The following is a 23,430-nucleotide window of genomic DNA, read 5'->3' as shown; positions in this document are numbered from 1 at the left end:
CGGCGCAAAACATCATTCCGCCGCCTCCAGCTTGCCGGAAATCCGGCGCGACTGGCGGGCCTGCTCGTCATAGTCCACCTGCCAGTCCGAAGGCCCGTTCGACGGCATCACCTGCACCGCCGTCACCTTGTATTCCGGGCAGTTCGTCGCCCAGTCGGAGAAGTCGGTGGTGATGACGTTTGCCTGCGTCGTCGGGTGGTGGAAGGTGGTGTAGACAACGCCCGGCGCAACGCGGTCGGTGATCAGCGAACGCAGGGTCGTTTCGCCGGCGCGGCTGGCAAGCCTGATCCAGTCGCCGTCGCGAATGCCACGCTGTTCGGCATCGTGCGGGTGGATCTCCAGTCGATCTTCCGCGTGCCAGACGACGTTGTCGGTACGCCGCGTCTGGGCGCCGACATTGTACTGGCTGAGGATACGGCCGGTGGTCAAGAGCAGCGGGAAGCGCGGACCGGTGCGTTCGTCGGTCGCCACATATTCGGTGCGGATGAACTTGCCCTTGCCACGCACGAAGCCGTCGACATGCATGATCGGCGAGCCCTCGGGATGCTTCTCGTTGCATGGCCACTGCACCGAGCCCAACTTGTCGAGATAGTCGTAGGAGACCAGCGCGAAGCTCGGCGTCGTGGCAGCGATCTCGTCCATGATCTCGGACGGATGACGATAGTTCCAGTTGAGGCCCATCGCCTGGGCAAGCTTCTGCGTGACCTCCCAGTCGGCATAGCCGTTTTTCGGCGTCATCACCTTGCGCACCCGGTTGATGCGGCGCTCGGCATTGGTGAAGGTGCCGTCCTTTTCCAGGAACGTCGAACCCGGCAGGAAAACGTGGGCGTAGTTCGCCGTCTCGTTGAGGAAGAGGTCGTGCACGACGACGCACTCCATCGCGGCAAGCCCGGCGGCCACGTGCTTGGTGTCCGGGTCGGACTGCAGGATGTCTTCACCCTGAATATAGATGCCCTTGAAGGTGCCATCGACCGCGGCATCGAGCATGTTCGGGATGCGCAGGCCAGGCTCGTTGGAAATCTCGACGCCCCAGAGCTTCTCGAACGTCTCGCGGGTCGCGTCGTCGGAGATATGGCGGTAACCCGGCAACTCGTGCGGGAACGAACCCATGTCGCAGGAGCCCTGCACGTTGTTCTGACCGCGCAGCGGGTTCACGCCGACGCCCGGCCGGCCGATATTGCCGGTGACCATCGAGAGGTTGGCGATCGCCATGACCGTCGTTGAGCCCTGGCTGTGCTCGGTGACGCCGAGACCATAGTAGATCGCGCCATTGCCGCCGGTAGCATAGAGCCTTGCTGCACCACGCACGAGTTCGGCCGGCACGCCGGTATAGGCTTCGGTCGCTTCCGGGCTGTGATAGGGCTCGGCGACGAAAGCCGCCCAGTCCTCGTATTCCGACCAGTCGCAGCGCTCGCGGATGAATTTCTCGTCGGCGAGGCCTTCGGTGACGATCACATGCGCCATCGACGTCAGGATCGCGACATTGGTGCCTGGCTGCAGCGGCAGGTGATAGGAGGCTTCGATATGCGGCGAGCGCACGATGTCGGTGCGCCTGGGATCGATGACGATCAACTTGGCGCCCTCGCGCAGTCGCTTCTTCAGTCGTGACGCGAAGACCGGATGGCCGTCCGTCGGGTTGGCGCCGATGATGACGGCAACGTCAGTGAACTCGACCGAATCGAAATTCTGCGTGCCGGCCGACGTGCCGAAGGCCTGGCCGAGTCCGTAACCGGTCGGCGAATGGCAGACGCGGGCGCAGGTATCGACATTGTTGTTGCCGAAGCCGGCGCGCACCAGCTTCTGCACAAGATAGGTCTCTTCATTGGTGCAGCGCGACGAGGTGATGCCGCCGACGGAATCACGACCGTACTGATACTGGATCCGCCGGAACTCGGAGGCCACATGCGCATAGGCCTCCTCCCAGGTGACCTCGCGCCAGGGATCGGAGATCTTCTCGCGGATCATCGGGTTGAGGATGCGGTCCTTGTGGTTGGAATAACCGTAGGCGAAACGGCCCTTGACGCAGGAATGGCCGCGGTTGGCCTGGCCATCCTTCCACGGCACCATGCGCACCAGCTCCTCGCCGCGCATTTCCGCCTTGAACGAGCAGCCGACGCCGCAATAGGCGCAGGTGGTGACGACGGAATGTTCCGGCTGGCCGATCTCGATGACCGATTTCTCTGTGAGCGTCGCCGTCGGGCAGGCCTGGACGCAGGCGCCGCAGGAGACGCATTCCGACGACATGAAGTCTTCCGCCATGCCGGCGGAAACGCGGCTGTCGAAACCGCGACCGCCGATCGTCAGCGCAAAGGTGCCCTGCACTTCCTCGCAGGCGCGCACGCAGCGCGAACAGACGATGCACTTGGCCGGATCATAGGTGAAGTAGGGATTGGACTCGTCCTTCGGCATCCACTTGGCGTTGATCTCGCCATTGTTGCGGGCCGTGACGTGGTTCTCGCCCTCGTAGCCGTAGCGCACGTCGCGCAAGCCGACGGCGCCGGCCATGTCCTGCAGTTCGCAATCGCCATTGGCCGCGCAGGTCAGACAGTCGAGCGGGTGGTCGGAAATATAGAGTTCCATCACGCCGCGGCGCACATCCTTCAGCCGCGGCGTCTGGGTCGAGACTTCGATACCCGCCGCCACCGGCGTCGTGCACGAGGCCGGCATGCCGGCGCGGCCCTTGATCTCAACGAGACAGAGCCGGCAGGAGCCAAAGGCATCCATCATGTCGGAGGCGCAGAGTTTTGGCACTTCGATGCCAGCGTCCATCGCCGCACGCATGATCGAGGTACCCTCAGGTACCGTGACCTCGCACCCGTCGATCGTCAGCGTCACCAGCTTTTCGGACTTGGAAGCGGGAGTGCCGTAGTCGATTTCATGTATGAGAGACATGGTCTTCCTCCTCACTCCGCCGCTTCAACGCGCGGTGCCGGCTGAAAGTCATCCGGGAAATGGGTCATGGCGCTCATGACGGGATAGGGCGTGAAACCGCCGAGCGCGCAGAGCGAACCGAACTTCATCGTGTTGCAGAGATCGGCGAGCAGTTCGCGGTTTTTCTCCGGCTCGATGCCGGCGGCGATCTTGTCCGCCACCTCGACGCCGCGCGTCGAACCGATGCGGCAGGGCGTGCACTTGCCGCAGCTCTCGACGGCGCAGAACTCCATGGCGAAACGCGCCTGGTGCAGCATGTCGACGGTATCGTCGAAAACGACGATGCCGGCATGGCCGATGAGGCCGTCGCGCGCGGCAAAGGCCTCATAGTCGAACGGCGTGTCGAACAGAGCGCGAGGGAAATAGGCGCCGAGCGGGCCGCCCACCTGCACGGCCTTCACCGGCCGGCCACTCGCCGTACCGCCGCCGATGTGATCGATGATCTCACCGAGCGCGAGGCCGAAGGCGGTTTCGAACAGGCCGGCATGCTTGACGTTGCCGGCGATCTGGATCGGGATCGTACCGCGCGAGCGGCCCATGCCGAAGTCGCGATAGAAGGTAGCCCCCTTGTCCATGATAACAGGGACGGAGGCGAGCGAGATCACGTTGTTGATCACGGTCGGACAGTCGAAGAGGCCCTTGTGGGCCGGGAGCGGCGGCTTGGCGCGAACGATGCCACGCTTGCCTTCGAGGCTGTTGAGCAGCGCCGTTTCCTCGCCGCAGACATAGGCGCCGGCGCCGGTGCGCACCTCCATGTCGAAGGCCTTGCCGGAGCCGAGCACCGAAGCGCCGAGCACGCCGGCCTTGCGCGCGATCTCGATCGCCTCAGCCATCGCCGCGATCGCATGGGGATATTCGGAGCGGGTATAAATGAAGCCCTTGGTGGCGCCGGTCGCGATGCCTGCGATCGCCATGCCCTCGATCAGCACGAAGGGATCACCCTCCATGATCATCCGGTCGGCAAAGGTGCCGCTGTCGCCCTCGTCGGCATTGCAAACGATGTATTTGCGTGTCCCCGCGGCCTCGAGAACCGTCTTCCACTTGATGCCTGTCGGGAAACCGGCGCCGCCGCGGCCGCGAAGGCCGCTCTCGGTCACCTGCGCGACGATCGCCTCCGGCGCCATGGCGATGGCGTTGCGCAGACCGGCAAGGCCGCCATGGGCCTGGTAGTCGTCGAGCGACAGGGGATCGGTGATGCCGCAGCGCGCAAATGTCAGTCGCGTCTGCTGCTTGAGGAAGGGGATCTCCTCGGTCTTCCCGAGACAGAGCGCGTGGTCGCCGCCATCGAGCAGCCCGGCATCAAGCAGTGAACCGACATCGCGTGCCTTGACCGGACCGTAGGCGACGCGACCTTCAGCGGTTTCCACTTCGACCAGCGGCTCCAGCCAGTGCATTCCGCGTGAGCCATTGCGTATGATTGTCGCGTCGAGACCGCGGGCCGCGATCGTCTCGGCCACGGCCTTGGCGACCTTCTCGGCACCGAGCGCCACGGCGGCGGCGTCACGCGGGATATAGATTTTCACCGTCATCGCCGCGCCTCCTGAACGAGCGCCTCGAGATCGGCGGCATCGACCCGGGCATGCACCTCTCCGTCAAGCATGGCCGAGGGTGCGCAGGAACAGAGCCCGAGACAGTAGACCGGCTCCAGCGTCACCGCGCCATCCGGCGTCGTCTCATGGAAATCGATGCCGAGCAGCCGCTTGGCGCGCTCGGCGAGCTGATCACCGCCCATCGACTGGCAGGCCTCGGCGCGACAGAGCTTCAGCACATGGCGTCCGGCCGGATGCTCGCGGAAGTCATGGTAAAACGTCATCACACCGTAGACTTCGGCGCGCGACAGGTTGAGCTCGCGCGCAATCACCGGAAGGCACTCCTGCGGCACATAACCGAACTCTTCCTGAAGCTCGTGCAGGATCGGCAACAGCGGACCTTCGAGCCCTTTGAGCTCCTCGACGATGGCAAGGGTGGTTTCCGCGATGTCGGCGCGCGGCTGATGGATGTTCAACGGGAGCCCTCCCGGCTCATGGGCTAGACGGCGACACCCGCAAACGGGCGACCGGTCCAGCCGACATTTCAATACCTGGCGAAGGCCGATCCTCGGCGGTCTCCGGCCATGATGAAAAAAGCTTCGCGCTTATGGCCCGATGGGTCAATAAGGCTGTTCCGTCGATCGATAGAAATAATCTATTGAACCTGGTTTCGCTCACCCAGGATACGCGCCTCGTGCAACAGAGCCGAGACAAGCGGCGTAAACGGCTCACGATGGGTCGCAACCAGGCCGACCGTGTGACGGGCATCCGGCTCGACGATCGGGATCATCCGGATATCCTCATGAAAACCGAATGATTTCGCGACGTTGAACGGCATGATGCTGGCCCAGCGCCCGGTCCGCACATGCGAAAAAAGCACGATCATCGAGTTCGATTCGAGCGTCGGCCTGGCGACCACGCCTGCCTCGGCAAAATGCTGGTTGACGATGCGGCGGTTCTGCATGTCGGCCGTCAATAGACAAAGCCGAACGTCGCTAACCTCTTTCCACGTCACGCTTTCCCGCTCTGAAAGCGGCGTTCCGGCGGCGGTGACGAGGTGATAGCGCTCGACTTGCAGCGGAACGCTGGTTACCCGGCCGAGCGGCTCGTTCTCCAGATAGGTGAGACCTGCATCGATCTCGAGATTTTCGAGCAGCGCCAGAATCTGCAGCGACGTGGTCGACAGCACCGAGAAGGTGACATCAGGATGTTTCTCCTGGAATGGCGCGGTAATCATCGGCACCATCGCCAGCGTCGTCGGCACCGCGGCCAGGCGGATATGGCCGGAAAGGCCCTTGCGCGCCGCCCGCATCTCCTCGCGCATGGTGCGGGCATCGCCGACGATACGGCGCGCCCATTCGAGCACGCGCTGCCCCTCCGGCGTCAGTCCCTGGAAGCGCGACCCGCGGCTGACGAGCATCACGCCAAGCTGATCCTCGAGCTGGCGGATGGCGGCCGACAAGGTCGGTTGCGCTACGCCACACTCCTCCGCCGCGCGACCGAAGTGTCTTTCGCGTGCGAGAACGAGGAACATTTCCAGCTTGTCGATCATGTCATGCCTTTGGAGTTCTTGATTCTGCCACGCTACTGGACTGGCTTGCCCCTCACCCTAACCCTCTCCCCGCTCGCGGGGAGAGGGGACGTGCCCGGCGAGACAAGCCCGCTTGCAGTCAAGGCAGAACGAATACGGCGCAGCGCTGTCCCTTCTCCCTGCGCGCGGGGAGAAGGTGCCGGCAGGCGGATGAGGGGCGAACGCCGACGCAAACACATGTTCAAGCAATCAATTGCCCGCCATTGACCTCCAACACCTGCCCGGTGATGTAGCCCGACAGCGCGTGCGAAGCGAGGAACAGATAGGCCGGCGCGCAATCTTCCGCCGTCCCGAGCCGGCCGAGCGGGATGGTCTTGCGGGTCGCCTCCAGTTTTTCCGGCGACGAATAGCGCTCGTGGAAGTCGGTGGTGATCGTGCCCGGCGAAACGCAGTTGACCCGGATGCCCTCGGGCGCGAGCTCGCGCGCCAGCGCCTTGGAATAGGTGGCGACGAAGGCCTTGCTGGCCGAATAGATCGAAGAGCCGGCGCTGCCCCCTGTCAGGGCGGAGATCGATACGGTGTTGACGATCGCCGGATGCGTACCCTTGCGCAGAAGCGGCAGCATCGCCCGCGTCATTTCGACGACCGCAGTCTGGTTGAGCTGCACGACGGTTTGGTACTGCTCGTCGGTCAGCTCTGCCGCCGGGAAGCGACCGACCATGGTGCCGGCATTGTTGATGAGGATATCGATGCTATCGAACTGGCCTCTGACCACCTCGGCCAGCCCCTCGACGCCACCGGGCGCCAGAAAATCCGCGGTGACGACATGCGCCCGGCCTTCCGTCGCCGCCGATTCGAGAAAATCGGGCAGATCGCCGATCGATCGGCCGGCATGGACGAGCACATGCGCGCCGCAATCCAGAAACTGCCGGGCAACCTCCAGCCCGATGCCGCGCCCTGCACCGGTGACCACAACGGTCATGCCCTTGAACAACGCCGGATGAAACATGTCCTTCCCCTCTTCATTCCTCAAGCAGAGTCGCCCATCGGCGAAACGAATGCAACGCGCACTGATCCTTTGGCCCGCAGCGAAAGCGATTTCATCGAAACCGCCGAATCTGAAATTGCATGGCTTTCGTTTTTGCATATTATGAAACAAAACGAAAATGGGGAGGACGGAATGTACCTGACAGGTCGGCAGGCGGAAATCCTGGAGCTGGCGAAGAGCGAGGGCCGGGTGCTCGTGGAGGAACTGGCGCAGCGCTTTTCCGTTACGCCGCAAACCATCCGAAAGGACCTGAACGACCTCTGCGACGCCAAGATTTTGAACCGCATTCATGGCGGTGCGATCTTCCCGAGCGGCAAGGAAAACGTCAAATACGATGCCCGCCGCCAGATCGCAGCACCGGAGAAGCAGGCGATCGGCAGGGCGGCCGCCGAACTCATCCCCGACAACGCCTCGCTGTTCATCAATATCGGCACGACGACCGAGGCCGTGGGTGAAGCGCTGCTCGACCACAAGGAATTGATGGTCATCACCAACAACATCAACGTCGCCAACCGCTTGCGAGTGTTCCCCTCGATCGAGGTGGTGATCACCGGCGGCGTCGTGCGTGGCTCCGACGGCGGTATCGTCGGCGAGGCCGCCGTCGACTTCATCAAGCAGTTCAAAGTCGATTTCGCGGTCATCGGCGCCTCGGCGATCGACCATGACGGCGCGCTACTCGATTTCGATTTCCGAGAAGTGAAAGTCGCCCAGGCGATCATCGCCAATGCACGCCATGTCATCCTCGTTTCCGACTCGACCAAATTCGAAAGAACCGCGCCGGTGCGCATCGGCCATATCTCCCAGGTCCAGACCTTCATCACCGATCGCTGTACGCTTGAAAATGTCAGGAAAATCTGTGCCGAACAGGATGTTCGGCTGATCGAAACCGACGTCTGAATCGGGAGGTTTAGACACCCCTAAAGATTCGGGGAGCATTCGTTTGACATTCGGTATGTTTTCGTTTTAACTGATTTCACTTTCGCTCATGCATCAATTTGTGCATCGCGAAAAGTGGAGGGGAAACAGCAGTGTCAGAGCAGGCAATCTACGACGTCTTCGTCATCGGCGGCGGCATCAACGGATGCGGCATCGCGCGCGACGCGGTCGGCCGCGGATACTCGGTCGCCTTGGCCGAAATGAACGATTTCGCCTCCGGCACCTCTTCCGGCTCCACCAAGCTCATTCATGGCGGCCTGCGCTATCTCGAGCATTACGAGTTCCGCCTCGTGCGCGAAGCGCTGATGGAGCGTGAAGTGCTCTGGGCAATGGCGCCGCACGTCATCTGGCCGATGCGCTTCGTGCTGCCCTATCATAAGGGCGGCCTGCGCCCGGCCTGGCTCATCCGCCTCGGCCTCTTCCTTTACGATCACATCGGCGGCCGCAAGCTGCTGCCGGCAACGGCGACGCTGGACATGAACCGCGATCCGGCCGGCAAGCCGCTGAAGCGGCTGTTCAACAAGGCGTTCGAATATTCCGACGGCTGGGTCAATGACGCCCGCCTGGTTGTGCTCAATGCCCGCGATGCTGCCGATCGCGGCGCCGTGATCATGGCCCGAACCCGCGTCGTCTCGGCACGGCGTAACGGCGCGCTCTGGACCGTCGAGACCGAAAATCAGGCAACCGGCGAACGCAAGACCCTGCAGGCGCGCATGCTCATCAATGCGGCCGGCCCCTGGGTCGATGCGGTGCTTTCGGGCGCGCTCGGCAAGAACGACGTCCACAATGTCCGCCTCGTCCAGGGCAGCCACATCGTCGTGAAGAAGAAGTTCGACGATCCGCGTGCCTATTTCTTCCAGAACCCGGATGGCCGCATCATGTTCGCCATCCCTTACGAGGAAGACTTCACGCTGATCGGCACCACCGATCGCGACTACACCGGCAACCCGGCGGATGTGCGCATCAGCGATGCCGAGGTCGACTATCTCTGCAGCGCGGCGAGCGAATATTTTCTGGAACCGGTGACGAAGGACGATATCGTCTGGACTTATTCGGCCGTGCGCCCGCTCTATGATGACGGCGCCAGCAAGGCGCAGGAAGCAACCCGCGACTACGTGCTGCGCGTCGAGGGCGACAAGGGTGCGGCACCGCTGCTCAACGTCTTCGGCGGCAAGCTCACGACCTACCGCCGCCTCGGTGAATCCGCGCTCGAAAAGATCGGCGAGGCGATCGGCGTCAAGGGTTCGAAATGGACCGCAGGATCAAAGCTGCCGGGCGGAGAATTCCCCGCCCAGGGTTATGCCGACGAAGTCGCAAGACTGCAAAAGCAATACCCCTTCCTTGCGCCTGTGCATGCCCGTCGCCTTGTGCGCCTCTACGGCACGCAGGCAGCCACCCTCCTGGGTTCGGCCTCGAACGAGGCGGCGCTCGGCCGCCGCTTCGGTGCCGATCTCTACGAGGCGGAAGTCAAGTGGCTGATCGCCAAGGAATGGGCACGGCGCGCTGAGGACGTGCTGTGGCGCCGCACGAAACTGGGATTGAAGCTGACGCCCGGCGAGGCGGCGGCACTGGAGGAATACATGCGAGGCGCGGCCGACGCAGCCGCGTGAGGATCCTCGCATTCCGAAGCATTTCCAGCCAAAGCGCGCTGCGGTTCTGGGTCCGGAAATGCGAAAAACGACGAGATGGAGCGTTTCCACGCCGGCTTGGAAACGCTCGGGACTGCCGACAGGCTGGGTGGAGAATTCAATGCTTGAAATGAAGAAGATATCCAAGGTCGTGGGCGGGGAGACGCATATCTACCCGACCGACCTGGTGCTGGAGAGGGGGTCGCTCAATGTACTGCTCGGCCCGACCCTGTCCGGCAAGACGTCGCTGATGCGGCTGATGGCCGGTCTCGACAAGCCGGCTTCCGGTTCGCTGATCTTCGACGGCATCGATGTGACGGGCCTGCCGGTGCAAAAGCGCTCGGTCGCCATGGTCTACCAGCAGTTCATCAACTACCCGGCGATGACCGTCTATGAGAACATCGCCTCGCCGATGCGCATCAGCGGCGCCGACACCGCGACGATCGACCGCGAAGTGCGCAAGGCCGCCGATCTCCTGAAGCTGACGCCCTATCTCGACCGCACGCCGCTCAATCTCTCGGGTGGCCAGCAGCAGCGCACGGCGCTGGCGCGCGCCATCGTCAAGAACGCCGATCTCGTGCTGCTCGACGAACCACTCGCCAACCTCGACTACAAGCTGCGCGAGGAACTGCGCGAGGAACTGCCGAAGATCTTTTCCGCCTCCGGTGCCATCTTCGTCTATGCGACGACAGAGCCTTCGGAAGCGTTGTTGCTTGGCGGCAATACGGCAGCCCTCAGCCAGGGCCGCATCACCCAGTTCGGCAAGACCATCGACGTCTATCGTCGTCCAGTCGACCTCATCACCGCCCGCACCTTCGCCGATCCGCCGCTGAACTGCATCGAACTCGTCAAATCAGGTTCGGCCTTCACGCTTGAGGGCAAGCCTGTGCTCGCGGTGCCTTCGCATCTGGCTGGCATTGCCGACGGTCCCTGCACCGTCGGCTTCCAGCCGCACCATATTTCGTTCGACCGTCCGCAAGGCAGCGGCGACGCACTCACCGTCAAGACCGCGATCTCCGAGATCGCAGGCTCGGAAAGCTTCATTCACGTCGGATTTGCCAATGCGCGCTGGGTCATGCTCGCGCCAGGCATTCACGACATCGAACCCGACGCGACCCTCGAGGTCTTCGTCGACACCCGTCATCTCATGGCCTTCGGGCCTGATGGACGCGCCATCGGCGGCGCGGCCTAAAGGGGGCGCTGGGAGGAAAACATGGCACGCATCGATCTCGAACATATCCGCCACGCCTATGGCGCCAAGCCGAAGTCTGAAAACGACTACGCGCTGAAGGAAGTGCATCACGAATGGAACGACGGCGGCGCCTATGCGCTGCTCGGCCCTTCCGGCTGTGGCAAGACCACGCTGCTCAACATCATCTCGGGCCTGATCAATCCGTCGGAAGGGCGCATTCTCTTTGACGGCAAGGACGTGACGCATCTCTCGACCCAGGAACGCAACATCGCCCAGGTGTTCCAGTTCCCGGTCATCTACGACACGATGACCGTCTACGACAATCTGGCCTTCCCCTTGCGCAACCGGCATGTGCCGGAAGCCGAGGTCGACCGCCGCGTCAAGGAGACGATCGAAATGATCGGTCTCGGCGGCTGGGCGAAGAAGACCGCCCGCGGGCTGACCGCCGACCAGAAGCAGAAGATCTCGCTTGGCCGCGGCCTCGTGCGCAACGACGTCAGCGCCATCCTGTTCGACGAGCCGCTGACCGTCATCGATCCGGAAATGAAGTGGGTGCTGCGCTCGCAGATCAAGCGGCTGCACAAGCAGTTCGGCTTCACCATGGTCTACGTCACCCACGACCAGACCGAGGCGCTCACCTTCGCCGACAAGGTCGTCGTCATGTATGACGGCCAGATCGTTCAGATCGGTACCCCGGCCGAACTCTTCGAGCGCCCGCGCCACACGTTCGTCGGCTACTTCATCGGTTCGCCGGGCATGAACGTGCTTCCGGTCAAGCTCGACGGCAACACCGCGACGGTCGGCGGCGAACACGTGGCCTTGAACTTCCTGCCCAAGTTCAAGGCCGGCGCCAAGACCGAGCTTGGCATCCGCCCGGAATTCGTCTCGCTCGGCCGCGAAGGCATGCCCGTCGCGATCACCAAGGTCGAGGACATCGGCCGCCACAAGATCGTGCGCGCCCGCTTCGCCGATCAGCCGATCTCGATCATCGTCGACGAGGATGGCGAGATCCCCGCCGATCCGCGCGTCCGCTTCGATCAGAAAGCCATCAACATCTACGCCGATTCCTGGCGCGTCGGCGAGGAGGCCTGACCATGGAAAAAACCTGGAACAACAAGGCCTGGTTCATGGTGCTGCCGGTTCTCGTGCTGGTCGCCTTCTCGGCCGTCATCCCGCTGATGACCGTCGTCAACTATTCGGTCCAGGACACCTTCGGCAACAACGCGTTCTTCTGGGCCGGCACCGACTGGTACGTGCAGGTGCTGACCTCCGACCGTTTCTGGGACGCGCTCACCCGCAACCTGATCTTCTCGGCGATCATTCTGGCCATCGAAATCCCGCTCGGCATCATCATCGCGCTCAACATGCCGAAGAAGGGCCTCGGCGTCCCGGTCTGCCTCGTCCTGATGGCGCTGCCGCTCCTGATCCCGTGGAACGTCGTCGGCACCATCTGGCAGGTGTTCGGCCGCGTCGATATCGGCCTGCTCGGCCGCACGCTCGAAGGCATGGGCATCAACTACAACTACGTGCAGAACCCGGTCGCCGCCTGGGTGACGCTGATCGTCATGGACGTCTGGCACTGGACGAGCCTCGTCGTGCTCTTGTGCTATGCCGGCCTCGTCTCGATCCCGGACGCCTATTACCAGGCGGCCAAGATCGACGGCGCCTCGCGCTGGTCGGTGTTCCGCTACATCCAGCTGCCGAAGATGAAGCGCGTTCTGCTGATCGCCTTCCTGCTGCGCTTCATGGATAGCTTCATGATCTATACCGAGCCCTTCGTCGTCACCGGCGGCGGCCCCGGCAACTCCACCACCTTCCTGTCGATCGACCTCGTCAAGACGGCCATTGGCCAGTTCGACCTCGGTCCGGCGGCAGCGCTATCGATCATCTACTTCCTCATCATCCTGCTGCTCTCGTGGATCTTCTACACCGTGATGACCACGAGCGACGCGCAAGGCTGATAAAGGCGGGAGGAGAACCAACATGCAAACACAACCGCTTACCGAACGCCTTTCCTGGCTGGTGCCGACGATCTACATCGTCTTCCTGCTCCTGCCGATCTATTGGCTCGTCAACATGAGCTTCAAGGAAACGAGCGAGATCCTCAGCACCTTCTCGCTCTGGCCGGTGAACCCGACGCTCCGGAACTACCAGGTGATCTTCACCGATCCGTCCTGGTACAACGGCTACATCAACTCGATCATCTACGTCGTGATGAACACGGTGATCTCGGTATCGGCAGCGCTGCCGGCGGCCTACGCCTTCTCGCGCTACCGCTTCCTCGGCGACAAGCACCTGTTCTTCTGGCTCTTGACCAACCGCATGGCGCCGCCGGCCGTTTTCGCCCTGCCGTTCTTCCAGCTCTATTCGGCCTTCGGCCTGATCGACACGCACATCGCCGTGGCGCTTGCCCACTGCCTGTTCAACGTGCCGCTCGCCGTCTGGATCCTCGAAGGCTTCATGTCGGGCGTGCCGAAGGAAATCGACGAAACCGCCTATATCGACGGCTATTCGTTCCCGCGCTTCTTCGTGAAGATCTTCATGCCGCTGATCGCCTCGGGCATCGGTGTCGCCGCCTTCTTCTGCTTCATGTTCTCCTGGGTCGAACTGCTGCTAGCCCGCACGCTGACGACCACGGACGCCAAGCCGATCGCCGCCACCATGACCCGCACCGTTTCCGCTTCCGGCCTCGACTGGGGCGTGCTGGCCGCTGCCGGCGTGCTCACCATCATTCCGGGCGCGCTGGTGATCTATTTCGTCCGCAACTACATCGCCAAGGGCTTTGCCCTGGGGAGGGTATGATGACCGCTCAACCCATTCGCAAGGCCCGTTGGCAACTGCCCTTCGCCGCCGTTCTGATCGTCTATGCCGCCGCCGCCGGGCTGCTCATGAGCATGCTGCCGATCAAGGACGGCGCACGCGACTGGTTCGCGCCGCTGGTCGCCGGTGGTTGGATGGCCTGGTCGTTTCCGTCGGCCATGTTCTTCCTCACCATCTTCGCGCTGCTGTCGATGATGGCGGTCTGGGAATATGCCGCGCCGGGCGGAAACCCGCGCGTCGGCATCCTGCGCTTCGAGACGACACGGGGCGATCGCCTCTTCGTGTCGCTGCTCGGAAGCGCCTTCATTCACCTCGCATGGCTCGGTTTCGTCGGCGGGCAGAACCTGTGGTGGGCGCTCGCGCTCTCCCTGGTCTATGCCGTCGGCGTCTTCCGCTACGTCTGAGGCGAGCCGATTTGAGGGGCCGCGCGCGCGGCCCCTCAAAAGCTAAAGAACCGCATTCGCAAACCTAAGGGAGGGAATTATGCGACGGCATCTTTTGACTACGACGGCGGCTATGCTGCTGGCTTTCACCGGCACCGCTTTTGCCGGCATGGACGAGGCAAAGAAGTTCCTCGATACCGAAATCGGCGACATGTCCTCGCTCGACCGCGCGGCCCAGGAAGCCGAAATGCAGTGGTTCGTCGATGCGGCTAAGCCCTTCGCCGGCATGGAAATCAAGGTCGTTTCCGAAACGATCACCACCCATGAATACGAATCGAAGACCCTCGCCAAGGCCTTCGCCGACATCACCGGCATCAAGATCACCCACGACCTGATCGGCGAAGGCGACGTCGTCGAAAAGCTGCAGACGCAGATGCAGTCGGGCGAAAACGTCTATGACGCCTACATCAACGACTCTGACCTGATCGGCACCCATTGGCGTTACCAGCAGGCGCGCAGCCTGACGGACTTCATGGCCAATGAAGGCAAGGACGTCACCAACCCGAACCTCGACATCGACGACTTCATCGGCAAGTCCTTCACGACCGCGCCGGATGGCAAGCTCTACCAGCTGCCCGACCAGCAGTTCGCGAACCTCTACTGGTTCCGCTACGACTGGTTCAACGACGAGAAGAACAAGGCGGACTTCAAGGCGAAGTACGGCTACGACCTCGGCGTTCCGGTCAACTGGTCGGCCTATGAGGACATCGCCGAGTTCTTCACCGGCCGCGAAGTCGACGGCAAGAAGGTCTATGGCCACATGGACTACGGCAAGAAGGACCCGTCGCTCGGCTGGCGGTTCACCGACGCCTGGCTGTCGATGGCCGGCAACGGCGACAAGGGCATCCCGAACGGCAAGCCGGTCGACGAATGGGGTATCAAGGTCGACGAGAACTCGCGTCCGGTCGGCTCGTGCGTTGCCCGCGGCGGCGACACCAACGGCCCGGCCGCCGTCTACTCGATCCAGAAGTACCTCGACTGGATGAAGGCCTATGCACCGGCTGCTGCCCAGGGCATGACCTTCTCGGAATCCGGTCCGGTTCCGTCGCAGGGCGAAATCGCCCAGCAGATGTTCACCTACACGGCCTTTACCGCCGACTTCGTCAAGCCGGGCCTGCCCGTCGTCAACGAGGACGGCTCGCCGAAGTGGCGTTTCGCGCCGAGCCCGCACGGCGTCTACTGGAAGGACGGCATGAAGCTCGGCTACCAGGACGCCGGTTCCTGGACGCTCTTGAAGTCCACCCCTGACGACCGCGCCAAGGCCGCATGGCTCTATGCGCAGTTCGTGACCTCGAAGACCGTCGACGTGAAGAAGAGCCATGTCGGCCTCACCTTCATCCGCCAGTCGACGCTCGACCACAAGAGCTTCACGGACCGTGCTCCGAAGCTCGGCGGTCTGATCGAGTTCTACCGTTCGCCGGCCCGCCTGCAGTGGTCGCCGACCGGCACGAACGTTCCTGACTATCCGAAGCTGGCTCAGCTGTGGTGGCAGGCGATCGGCGATGCATCCTCGGGTGCGAAGACCGCTCAGGAAGCCATGGACTCGCTGTGCGCCGAGCAGGAGAAGGTTCTCTCCCGTCTCGAACGTTCGGGCGTTCAGGGCGACATCGGTCCGAAGCTCGCCGAAGAGCATGACCTTGAGTACTGGAACGCCGAAGCCGTCAAGGCTGGCAACCTCGCTCCGCAGCTGAAGGTCGAGAACGAGAAGGAAAAGCCGCAGACCGTCAACTATGACGATCTGGTCAAGAGCTGGCAGAAGTAACAAGAAGGCCGCCCAAACCGGGCGGCCTTTTTCTTTCAGGAGATGCGGCACCGGGGTCGGCAACGGCCCCGGTATTTCTTTGCCGGCAATCCCTGAGCGGCATGGCCGTGCCTACATGCGGGCCAGCCGAAGGCGTCCGGACTTCTCGGACCGGCGCTTGTCGAAGATCGCCCGGACGGCGCGCGTCGAGCCGTCGTCCATCTGCACGGTCATGTCCATGTAGAGATGCTTGTCGACGATAGCGATCCGGATATCGAATGGCTGACCGCGATAGTGGCTGGTACCGTCCTCGCTCCAGCGACCGATCCCCTCGGCGCTATGGCCGCCTCCAGCGCGTCCGAGATGGACCACCGCGAACCATCCGTCCTTGCCCGTCACCTTCAGGACCGGACCGTTCCGCCTGATTTCGACCCAGCAGGTCCCGCAGGCGTCGGTTCCTGACGCCACCTGCTGCCACTGCCCCGGAAAGGTGGCGCCGTTGGCGCGCGCGGCAACCGGTGAAAGCGCGAAGGCGAGCGCGAACAGCACAGCGGGCAAACGCCAGAGGGCCAGTCTCCAAGATACCATCGATCATGATCCCAAACGAACAGCGCCGGAGCACCGGCGTAAGGGACCATCGCTGCTTCGCATTGCGGCTACGTTGCATGGTCTCCCGCCTCGTCAGGCTCGCCTGCAGCTTTTCGTCAAGGCTCGCGGCCTTGCGGCAACTGTTCCCGCCGCCAGCGCATCGTGACTGATTTCCCCCGGATTCCGGAAAGTGTTTTCGTTTTCGCAATACTTGCGACATTCTGCCTCGGCACGGAAAAATTGCACTCCCCTGTTGGAGGACGGGGGAACCGGACTGGTCGACGTGATGGGAGGAGGAACCATGAGCGACGTTTCCAGCATACACCCGGTGGACGAGAAGCTGCCTGTGGGCAGGCTCGCGACACTTGGGATCCAGCACGTTCTTGTCATGTATGGCGGCGCCGTCGCGGTACCGCTGATCGTCGGCCGGGCATTGCAGCTCAGCCCCCAGGATGTTGCCTTCCTGATCTCGGCCGATCTGTTCGTCTGCGGCATCGTCACCATCATCCAGTCGCTCGGCCTCGGTCGCAGCTTCGGCATCCGCCTTCCCGTCATGATGGGCGTTACGTTCGCCTCCGTCGGCCCGATGGTTTCGATGGCGGCGATGACCCCGGGCCAGGAGGGCGCGCGCATGATCTTCGGCGCCATCATCGGCGCCGGCCTCGTCGCCCTGCTGATCGCGCCGTTGATGGGCAGATTGCTCAAGTTCTTCCCGCCGATCGTCACTGGCACCATCATTCTCGTCATCGGCGTTTCGCTGATGCGGGTGGGCGTCAACTGGATCTTCGGCAATCCTTTCGGTCCAACGGCGCCGAAACTGGTCGACCCAGCCCATACCGAATGGCTGGCCGCGATAAAGGCCGCGGCCGCCGCCGGCGGACCTGCTATTCCCGACGGTCTGGTGCTCGGCGCCACAGTGCCGAACCCGCTCTATGCGGAGCCGGGCCACATCGCGCTTGCCGCCTTCGTGCTTGTGTCCATCCTCGTCATCGCACGCTTCGGCCGCGGATTGATCAGCAACATCGCGGTGCTGACCGGCGTCGTCCTCGGCTGCGTCCTCGCCGCCGCACTCGGCATGATGCACTTCGACCGGGTGGCCGACGCCGGCTGGTTTGCCGTGGTCACGCCGCTGCGCTTCGGCATGCCGATCTTCGATCCGGTGCTGATCGCCACCATGTCGCTCGTGATGATCGTCGTCATGATCGAATCGACGGGCATGTTCCTGGCGCTCGGCGAAATGACCAACCGCGAGGTGTCGCAGCAGCAGCTGACGGCGGGGCTCAGGGTCGATGGCCTCGGCACGATGATCGGCGGCCTGTTCAACACCTTCCCCTATACGAGCTTCTCGCAGAATGTCGGTCTCGTCGGCGTCACCGGCGTGAAGAGCCGCTATGTCTGCGTGATGGGGGGCGTCATCATGATCGCGCTCGGACTGATCCCGAAGATGGGCGCTCTAGTGGAAGCGGTGCCGACCTTCGTGCTCGGCGGCGCCGGCCTGGTGATGTTCGGCATGGTGGCGGCCACCGGCGTGCGCATCCTGTCGACCGTCGACTTCAAGTCGTCGCGCAACAACCTCTTCGTTGTCGCCGTCTCGGTCGGCTTCGGCCTGATCCCTTTGATCGCGCCGAACTACCTGATGTGGCTGCCGCATGCGATCCACCCGATCATCGAGTCCGGCATCGTGCTCGCCTCGATCTCGGCCGTGGTGCTCAATGCCTTCTTCAATGGCTTGAGCTTCGAAAGATCCGCGTCCGTCGACGCGGCCAAGCTCGCCGACAGCCACTGAGCATAAACGAAAGCATCTGCCCCGCCCCCCCCGAAAGGTGGGTCGGGGCTTTGTCGTCTCACGTCCGCGGAGAGATCTCGATACTTCGATCGCCACCGAAGCATCTGCCGTCTCCATCGCGCTAGAGGAAGGACAACGACGACGACACGAAGGTTCTCTGCCATGGCCAAGACCAATCTCACCCTTGAACTCCTCCTGCTGCTTGCGCTTGCGACGCTCTGGGGCGCTTCCTACACCTTCATCAAGATCGGCGTTGAAACCATTCCGCCGGTCACGCTGATTGCCGCCCGTACCTTGATCGCCGGCGCCCTGCTTCTCGCGGTTCTCCGTTGGCGTGGCCTGAAAATGCCGCGCGACGTCGCAACCTGGCGGCGGTTCCTGTTCCAGGCTTGCCTCAACAGCGTCGTGCCCTTCACACTGATTGCCTGGGCGGAACAGACGATCGATGCCGGCATCGCTTCGATCCTCAATGCGACGACGCCGATCTTCGCCTTCCTGATGACGGCCCTGATTACCCGCCACGAGGCCGTCACCGCACGCAAGCTCGTCGGCGTCATTGCCGGCATGACCGGCATCAGCCTGATCATCGGCATGGAGGCCTTCGGCGGTCTCGGCGCGCAATTGCTGCCACAGCTCGCCGTGGTGCTTGCCACCGTTTGTTATGCCGGTGCCGCCATCTTCGGGCGCAGCTTCAAAGGGCTCGACCCGATGATGCCCGCCGCCGGCTCGCTGATATCGGGCACGGTGCTGCTGATCCCCACCAGCCTCATTGTCGACCGGCCGTGGACGCTGGCTCCATCCATGGATTCGCTGCTTGCGCTCCTTGGCCTCGCAGTCTTTTCGACAGCACTTGCCTTCGCCATCTACTTCCGGCTGATCCAGACGCTGGGTTCGGTCGGCGCCACGGCCCAGGCCTATCTGCGCGTGCCGGTCGGTGTCGCCATCGGCGCGATCCTCCTCGGCGAACGGCTGTCGGACACCGCCTGGATCGGCCTTGGCTGCGTCATCATCGGCGTTGCGGCCATGACCATACCGGCACGGCGGCGCACCTCCGCCGTCGCGGGTCGCGGCTGACATTCTTTCATTTGAAAGCAAACGGAGACGTCGCGCGACATCACGAGCGCAACGACTCTGACGAGCTTCGCTCAGTCCTTGCGCTTGCGGCAGTAGAGCTCGAGCCGGTGGCGCACCAAATCGTAGCCGAGCTCGGCGGCAATCTCCGCTTGCAGTTGCTCGATCTTGTCGGAACGGAACTCGATCACAGCCCCCGTGTCGATATCGATCAGATGATCGTGATGCGGCGCGTCGGCGGTCTCGAAACGCGCCGTCGCGCTTTCGAAGGCATGGCGCTGCACGACGCCCTGCTGCTCGAGCGCTGACAGCGTCCGGTAGACCGTCGAAAGCGAGACGGTGGCGTCGATTTCCTTCGCCCGGCGATGCAGTTCGTTTGCATCCGGATGGTCTTCGGCGGTGGCGAGAATCTTCAGGATTGCGGAGCGCTGGCGCGTAACGCGCACGCCGCCATCCCGCAAAACGCCTTCCAGCTCTTCGACACGATTCTTGTTCTGTTTCATGGTCGTTACACTAGCCAAGGGCATTGGTTTTGAAAATAGCTAGTTGCGAATGCTTCGCATTTGCATTGACTTATGCAAATCATTCCCCTACTCCTGTGATGTCAACATCTGGGAGTAGCGAATGATCGATCAGACGAAGCGCGCGATCCTGGCAGCGGCAGCTGCCCTGGCAGCCATCGCGCTCCTTCCCGGCGCCGGCTCAGCGCAGGAGAAATTCAAGGCAGTGACGACCTTCACGGTCATTGCCGACATGGCCAAGAACGTCGCGGGCGACGCCGCAATCGTCGAATCGATCACCAAACCGGGTGCCGAGATCCACAACTACCAGCCGACCCCGCGCGACATCCTGAAGGCGCACGACGCCAAGCTGATCCTGTGGAACGGTCTGAACCTGGAGCTCTGGTTTGAGAAATTCTTCCAGAACTTTGATGACGTCCCCGGTGCCGTCGTCTCGACCGGCGTCGAGCCCATGGGCATTGCCGAAGGCCCCTACAGCGGAAAGCCCAATCCGCATGCCTGGATGTCGCCATCGGCAGCCCTCATCTATGTCGACAACATTCGCGACGCCTTCGTGAAGTACGATCCCGCCAATGCCGAGACCTACAAGGCGAATGCCGAGGCCTATAAGCAGAAGATCGAGGCGACCATCGCGCCGATCCGCGCCGAGATCGCCAAGATCCCCGAAGACAAGCGCTGGTTGGTTTCGAGCGAAGGCGCCTTCAGCTACCTGATCCGCGATTTCGGCATGAAGGAACTCTACCTCTGGCCGATCAATGCCGACCAACAGGGTACCCCGCAACAGGTCCGCAAGGTCATCGACGCCGTCAGGGCCAACCACATTCCGGTCGTCTTTTCCGAAAGCACGATCTCGCCCGATCCGGCTGAGCAGGTGGCGCGCGAAACCGGTGCAAAATACGGTGGCGTGCTCTACGTTGATTCCTTGAGCGAGGCGGACGGTCCGGTTCCCACCTATATCGATCTGCTGCGCGTCACATCGGAAACCATCGCCAAGGGGCTTTCGCAATGAACCTTCAGGTGAAGCCCCGCTCCGGCCCCGCGCCGGCGTCCGGCGAACAGGGCAGCGGCATCCGTGTCTCTGGCGCGACAGTCACCTACCGCAACGGCCTGCGGGCCCTGCGCGACGCGACCTTCGAGATCCCGACGGGCACGATCACCGCGCTCGTCGGCGTCAACGGCAGCGGCAAGTCGACACTCTTCAAGGCGATCATGGGCTTTGCCCGGCTCTCGCGCGGCGAGATCTCGATCCTTGGCCGTTCGGTTCCGGAAGCGCTCAAGAAGAACCTCGTCGCCTATGTGCCGCAGGCCGAGGAGGTCGACTGGAACTTCCCGGTCCTGGTCGAGGACGTCGTCATGATGGGCCGCTACGGCCACATGAACATGCTGCGCATCCCGAAGACGGCGGATCATGAGGCGGTCGAGGCAGCGCTTGCGCGCGTCGGCATGAGCGACTATCGCAAGCGCCAGATCGGTGAACTCTCCGGCGGCCAGAAGAAGCGCGTCTTCCTGGCGCGCGCGCTCGCCCAGGATGGCAAGGTCATCCTGCTCGACGAACCGTTCACCGGCGTCGACGTCAAGACCGAGGACGCGATCATTCGCCTCCTGATCGGCCTGCGTGACGAGGGCCGGGTCATGCTGGTTTCCACCCACAATCTCGGCAGTGTGCCGGAATTCTGCGACCGCACCGTGCTCCTCAAGAACACCGTGCTCGCCTATGGCCCGACGGAAACCACCTTCACCCGCGAAAACCTGGAACTCGCCTTCGGCGGCGTTCTCCGGCACTTCGTGCTCGGCGGCGAAAACCTGCATGACGATGCCGATCCGCGGCAGCTCGCCGTCATCACCGACGACGAGCGCCCGCTCGTCATGTATGGCGACAAGGATCGGATGGTGGCGCAGCCGGCAAAACCCGAGACCAACGGGGAACCGAACGGCAAATGATCGCCACGCTCCTGGAACCCTTCACCTATGGCTACATGGTCAATGCCATGTGGGTGAGCGCGCTGGTCGGCGCCGTCTGCGCCTTCCTCTCCTCCTATCTGATGCTCAAGGGCTGGTCGCTGATCGGTGATGCCCTCTCGCATTCGATCGTCCCGGGGGTCGCCGGCGCCTATATGCTGGGCCTGCCCTTCTCGCTCGGCGCCTTCTTCTCCGGCTCGCTTGCCGCCGGCGCCATGTTGTTTCTCAACCAGCGCACAAGGCTCAAGGAAGACACGATCATCGGCCTGATCTTCACCTCCTTCTTCGGCCTCGGGCTTTTCATGGTCTCGCTGTCGCCGACATCGGTGAATATTCAGACCATCGTGCTCGGCAACATCCTGGCGATCACGCCCGCCGACACACTGCAGCTCGCGATCATCGGCATCGTCTCGCTGGTCATTCTGGCAGCGAAGTGGAAGGACCTGATGGTGACCTTCTTCGATGAGAGCCACGCCCGCTCGATCGGCATTCCCACCACCTTCCTCAAGGTGCTGTTCTTCACCCTGCTCTCGGCCTGTACGGTCGCAGCACTGCAGACCGTCGGCGCTTTCCTTGTCATCGCCATGGTGGTGACGCCTGGCGCGACCGCTTACCTGCTCACGGATCGCTTTCCGCGGCTGATCCTGATCAGCGTCGCCATCGGTGCGCTGACGAGCTTCTTCGGCGCCTATTTCAGCTACTTCCTCGACGGTGCCACCGGCGGCATCATCATCGTGCTGCAGACACTCATCTTCCTGACGGCCTTCGTCTTGGCCCCGAAGCACGGGCTGCTCGCCGCGCGCAGGCGCAGCGCCGAACCGATGGAGGCTGCCCGATGATCTCGCTCGACATGCTGCTTGCGGTCTTCGAATTCGAGTTCATGCGCAACGCACTTCTGATCTCGGTGCTGGTGGCGATCCCGACCGCCATGCTCTCCTGTTTCCTGGTGCTGAAGGGCTGGTCGCTGATGGGCGACGCGATCTCGCATGCGGTCTTCCCCGGCATCGTCATCTCCTACATCGTCGGCCTGCCGCTTGCCGTCGGCGCCTTTGCCGCCGGCATGTCCTGCGCGCTTTTGACCGGCTATCTCAAGGAAAACAGCCGCATCAAGCAGGATACGGTGATGGGCGTGGTCTTCTCCGGCATGTTCGGCTTCGGGCTGGTGCTCTACACCAAGATCCAGAGCGACGTGCACCTCGACCACATCCTCTTCGGCGACATGCTCGGCATCGGCTGGCGCGACATCGCCGAGACCGGCGTGATCGCCTTGGTCGCCACCGGTATTCTCGCCGTCAAATGGCGCGATTTCCTGCTGCACGCCTTCGATCCCGCCCAGGCCAAAGCCGTCGGTCTTCCGGTTAACTGGTTGCACTATGGGCTGCTCGCGATCCTGTCGCTGACGATCGTCGGCGCGCTGAAGGCGGTGGGGCTGATCCTTGCCATCGCCATGCTGATCGCACCCGGCGCCATCGCCTTCCTGGTCACCCGCACCATGGGCGCCATGCTCATCGTCGCCGTGCTCATCGCGATGACGGCCTCCTTCTGCGGCGTCTATCTCTCCTTCTTCATCGACAGCGCGCCGGCGCCGACCATCGTGCTCCTGATGACCGTGATGTTCCTGATCGCCTTTGCCTGGACCTCCTGGCGGACCTATCGGAACGAAGCGCGGCGGGCGATCGAATGACAAAGAGGCTCCCGGTGCAGGG

Annotated in this window: 21 protein-coding genes; 14 read left to right on the top strand and 7 right to left on the bottom strand. The window is 63.0% G+C overall.

What is annotated here, in order from left to right:
• Nucleotides 1-12: 12 nt before the first annotated feature.
• The 5 genes from fdhF to BLU35_RS11930 all read right to left on the bottom strand — a co-directional run bounded on the left by fdhF (nt 13) and on the right by BLU35_RS11930 (nt 7,000).
• A complete protein-coding gene (gene fdhF, locus BLU35_RS11950) occupies nt 13-2,892 on the bottom strand; it encodes a formate dehydrogenase subunit alpha (RefSeq protein ID WP_058321755.1) in 2,880 nt (959 codons plus the stop codon).
• 11 nt (nt 2,893-2,903) lie between these two features.
• A complete protein-coding gene (locus BLU35_RS11945) occupies nt 2,904-4,460 on the bottom strand; it encodes a formate dehydrogenase beta subunit (protein ID WP_093233144.1) in 1,557 nt (518 codons plus the stop codon).
• Nucleotides 4,457-4,936: a formate dehydrogenase subunit gamma gene (locus BLU35_RS11940; protein ID WP_057255044.1), complete on the bottom strand. Its 480-nt coding sequence runs from the start codon at nt 4,934-4,936 to the stop codon at nt 4,457-4,459. Before BLU35_RS11940 ends, BLU35_RS11945 begins: the two co-directional genes overlap by 4 nt.
• A gap of 179 nt (nt 4,937-5,115) precedes the next feature.
• Nucleotides 5,116-6,012 carry a LysR family transcriptional regulator gene (locus BLU35_RS11935; protein ID WP_057255043.1) on the bottom strand — a complete coding sequence of 299 codons (897 nt, stop codon included), beginning with the start codon at nt 6,010-6,012 and terminating at the stop codon, nt 5,116-5,118.
• A gap of 220 nt (nt 6,013-6,232) precedes the next feature.
• Nucleotides 6,233-7,000 carry an SDR family NAD(P)-dependent oxidoreductase gene (locus BLU35_RS11930; protein WP_058321752.1) on the bottom strand — a complete coding sequence of 256 codons (768 nt, stop codon included), beginning with the start codon at nt 6,998-7,000 and terminating at the stop codon, nt 6,233-6,235.
• Between the two features lie 171 nt (nt 7,001-7,171).
• Between BLU35_RS11930 and BLU35_RS11925 the strand changes: the two genes are divergently transcribed.
• From BLU35_RS11925 to BLU35_RS11890, 8 genes are all read left to right on the top strand, one after another.
• Nucleotides 7,172-7,936 carry a DeoR/GlpR family DNA-binding transcription regulator gene (locus BLU35_RS11925; RefSeq protein WP_058321804.1) on the top strand — a complete coding sequence of 255 codons (765 nt, stop codon included), beginning with the start codon at nt 7,172-7,174 and terminating at the stop codon, nt 7,934-7,936.
• A 131-nt stretch (nt 7,937-8,067) separates the two neighbouring features.
• On the top strand, nt 8,068-9,585 hold the full coding sequence (glpD, locus tag BLU35_RS11920) for a glycerol-3-phosphate dehydrogenase (protein ID WP_058321751.1): 1,518 nt from the start codon (nt 8,068-8,070) through the stop codon (nt 9,583-9,585).
• A gap of 139 nt (nt 9,586-9,724) precedes the next feature.
• A complete protein-coding gene (locus BLU35_RS11915) occupies nt 9,725-10,795 on the top strand; it encodes an ABC transporter ATP-binding protein (protein ID WP_093233143.1) in 1,071 nt (356 codons plus the stop codon).
• A gap of 21 nt (nt 10,796-10,816) precedes the next feature.
• The gene (locus BLU35_RS11910) at nt 10,817-11,887 is read left to right on the top strand and encodes an ABC transporter ATP-binding protein (protein ID WP_093233142.1); all 1,071 of its coding nucleotides are present in this window, start codon (nt 10,817-10,819) and stop codon (nt 11,885-11,887) included.
• A gap of 2 nt (nt 11,888-11,889) precedes the next feature.
• Complete coding sequence (locus tag BLU35_RS11905) at nt 11,890-12,756, top strand: carbohydrate ABC transporter permease (RefSeq protein ID WP_057255038.1); 867 nt, start codon at nt 11,890-11,892, stop codon at nt 12,754-12,756.
• Nucleotides 12,757-12,778: 22 nt separating this feature from the next.
• Nucleotides 12,779-13,597 (top strand): carbohydrate ABC transporter permease, encoded by an 819-nt coding sequence (locus BLU35_RS11900; RefSeq protein WP_057255037.1) that lies wholly within the window; start codon nt 12,779-12,781, stop codon nt 13,595-13,597.
• A complete protein-coding gene (locus BLU35_RS11895; protein ID WP_082616181.1) occupies nt 13,597-14,019 on the top strand; it encodes a DUF2160 domain-containing protein in 423 nt (140 codons plus the stop codon). Before BLU35_RS11900 ends, BLU35_RS11895 begins: the two co-directional genes overlap by 1 nt.
• A gap of 79 nt (nt 14,020-14,098) precedes the next feature.
• On the top strand, nt 14,099-15,820 hold the full coding sequence (locus BLU35_RS11890; protein ID WP_057255036.1) for an ABC transporter substrate-binding protein: 1,722 nt from the start codon (nt 14,099-14,101) through the stop codon (nt 15,818-15,820).
• A 111-nt stretch (nt 15,821-15,931) separates the two neighbouring features.
• Here the strand turns inward: BLU35_RS11890 and BLU35_RS11885 are convergent, their stop codons facing one another.
• Nucleotides 15,932-16,387 (bottom strand): hypothetical protein, encoded by a 456-nt coding sequence (locus BLU35_RS11885; protein WP_143032918.1) that lies wholly within the window; start codon nt 16,385-16,387, stop codon nt 15,932-15,934.
• A gap of 301 nt (nt 16,388-16,688) precedes the next feature.
• Between BLU35_RS11885 and BLU35_RS11880 the strand changes: the two genes are divergently transcribed.
• Together BLU35_RS11880 and BLU35_RS11875 are read left to right on the top strand one after the other, a co-directional pair.
• Nucleotides 16,689-18,173, top strand: coding sequence for a nucleobase:cation symporter-2 family protein (locus BLU35_RS11880; protein WP_093233140.1), 1,485 nt, complete (start codon nt 16,689-16,691; stop codon nt 18,171-18,173).
• 162 nt (nt 18,174-18,335) lie between these two features.
• On the top strand, nt 18,336-19,247 hold the full coding sequence (locus BLU35_RS11875) for a DMT family transporter (protein ID WP_093233139.1): 912 nt from the start codon (nt 18,336-18,338) through the stop codon (nt 19,245-19,247).
• A gap of 71 nt (nt 19,248-19,318) precedes the next feature.
• Here BLU35_RS11875 and BLU35_RS11870 read toward each other — a convergent pair whose 3' ends face one another.
• Nucleotides 19,319-19,747 carry a Fur family transcriptional regulator gene (locus BLU35_RS11870; protein ID WP_057255032.1) on the bottom strand — a complete coding sequence of 143 codons (429 nt, stop codon included), beginning with the start codon at nt 19,745-19,747 and terminating at the stop codon, nt 19,319-19,321.
• Between the two features lie 121 nt (nt 19,748-19,868).
• Here BLU35_RS11870 and BLU35_RS11865 point away from each other — a divergent pair, with 121 nt between their 5' ends.
• Genes BLU35_RS11865 through BLU35_RS11850 form a run of 4 tightly spaced genes read left to right on the top strand, consistent with a single transcriptional unit; the run spans nt 19,869 to nt 23,408 of the window.
• Nucleotides 19,869-20,774 carry a metal ABC transporter substrate-binding protein gene (locus BLU35_RS11865; RefSeq protein WP_057255031.1) on the top strand — a complete coding sequence of 302 codons (906 nt, stop codon included), beginning with the start codon at nt 19,869-19,871 and terminating at the stop codon, nt 20,772-20,774.
• On the top strand, nt 20,771-21,706 hold the full coding sequence (locus tag BLU35_RS11860; RefSeq protein WP_057255030.1) for a manganese/iron ABC transporter ATP-binding protein: 936 nt from the start codon (nt 20,771-20,773) through the stop codon (nt 21,704-21,706). The genes BLU35_RS11865 and BLU35_RS11860 overlap by 4 nt, the downstream gene beginning before the upstream one ends.
• Nucleotides 21,703-22,563 (top strand): metal ABC transporter permease, encoded by an 861-nt coding sequence (locus tag BLU35_RS11855; RefSeq protein ID WP_093233138.1) that lies wholly within the window; start codon nt 21,703-21,705, stop codon nt 22,561-22,563. The genes BLU35_RS11860 and BLU35_RS11855 overlap by 4 nt, the downstream gene beginning before the upstream one ends.
• Nucleotides 22,560-23,408 carry a metal ABC transporter permease gene (locus BLU35_RS11850; RefSeq protein ID WP_058321744.1) on the top strand — a complete coding sequence of 283 codons (849 nt, stop codon included), beginning with the start codon at nt 22,560-22,562 and terminating at the stop codon, nt 23,406-23,408. Before BLU35_RS11855 ends, BLU35_RS11850 begins: the two co-directional genes overlap by 4 nt.
• Nucleotides 23,409-23,430: the final 22 nt, after the last annotated feature.

Source organism: Sinorhizobium sp. NFACC03 (assembly GCF_900103435.1).
GTDB lineage: Bacteria > Pseudomonadota > Alphaproteobacteria > Rhizobiales > Rhizobiaceae > Ensifer.
This window is presented reverse-complemented; position numbering and strand designations above follow the sequence as displayed.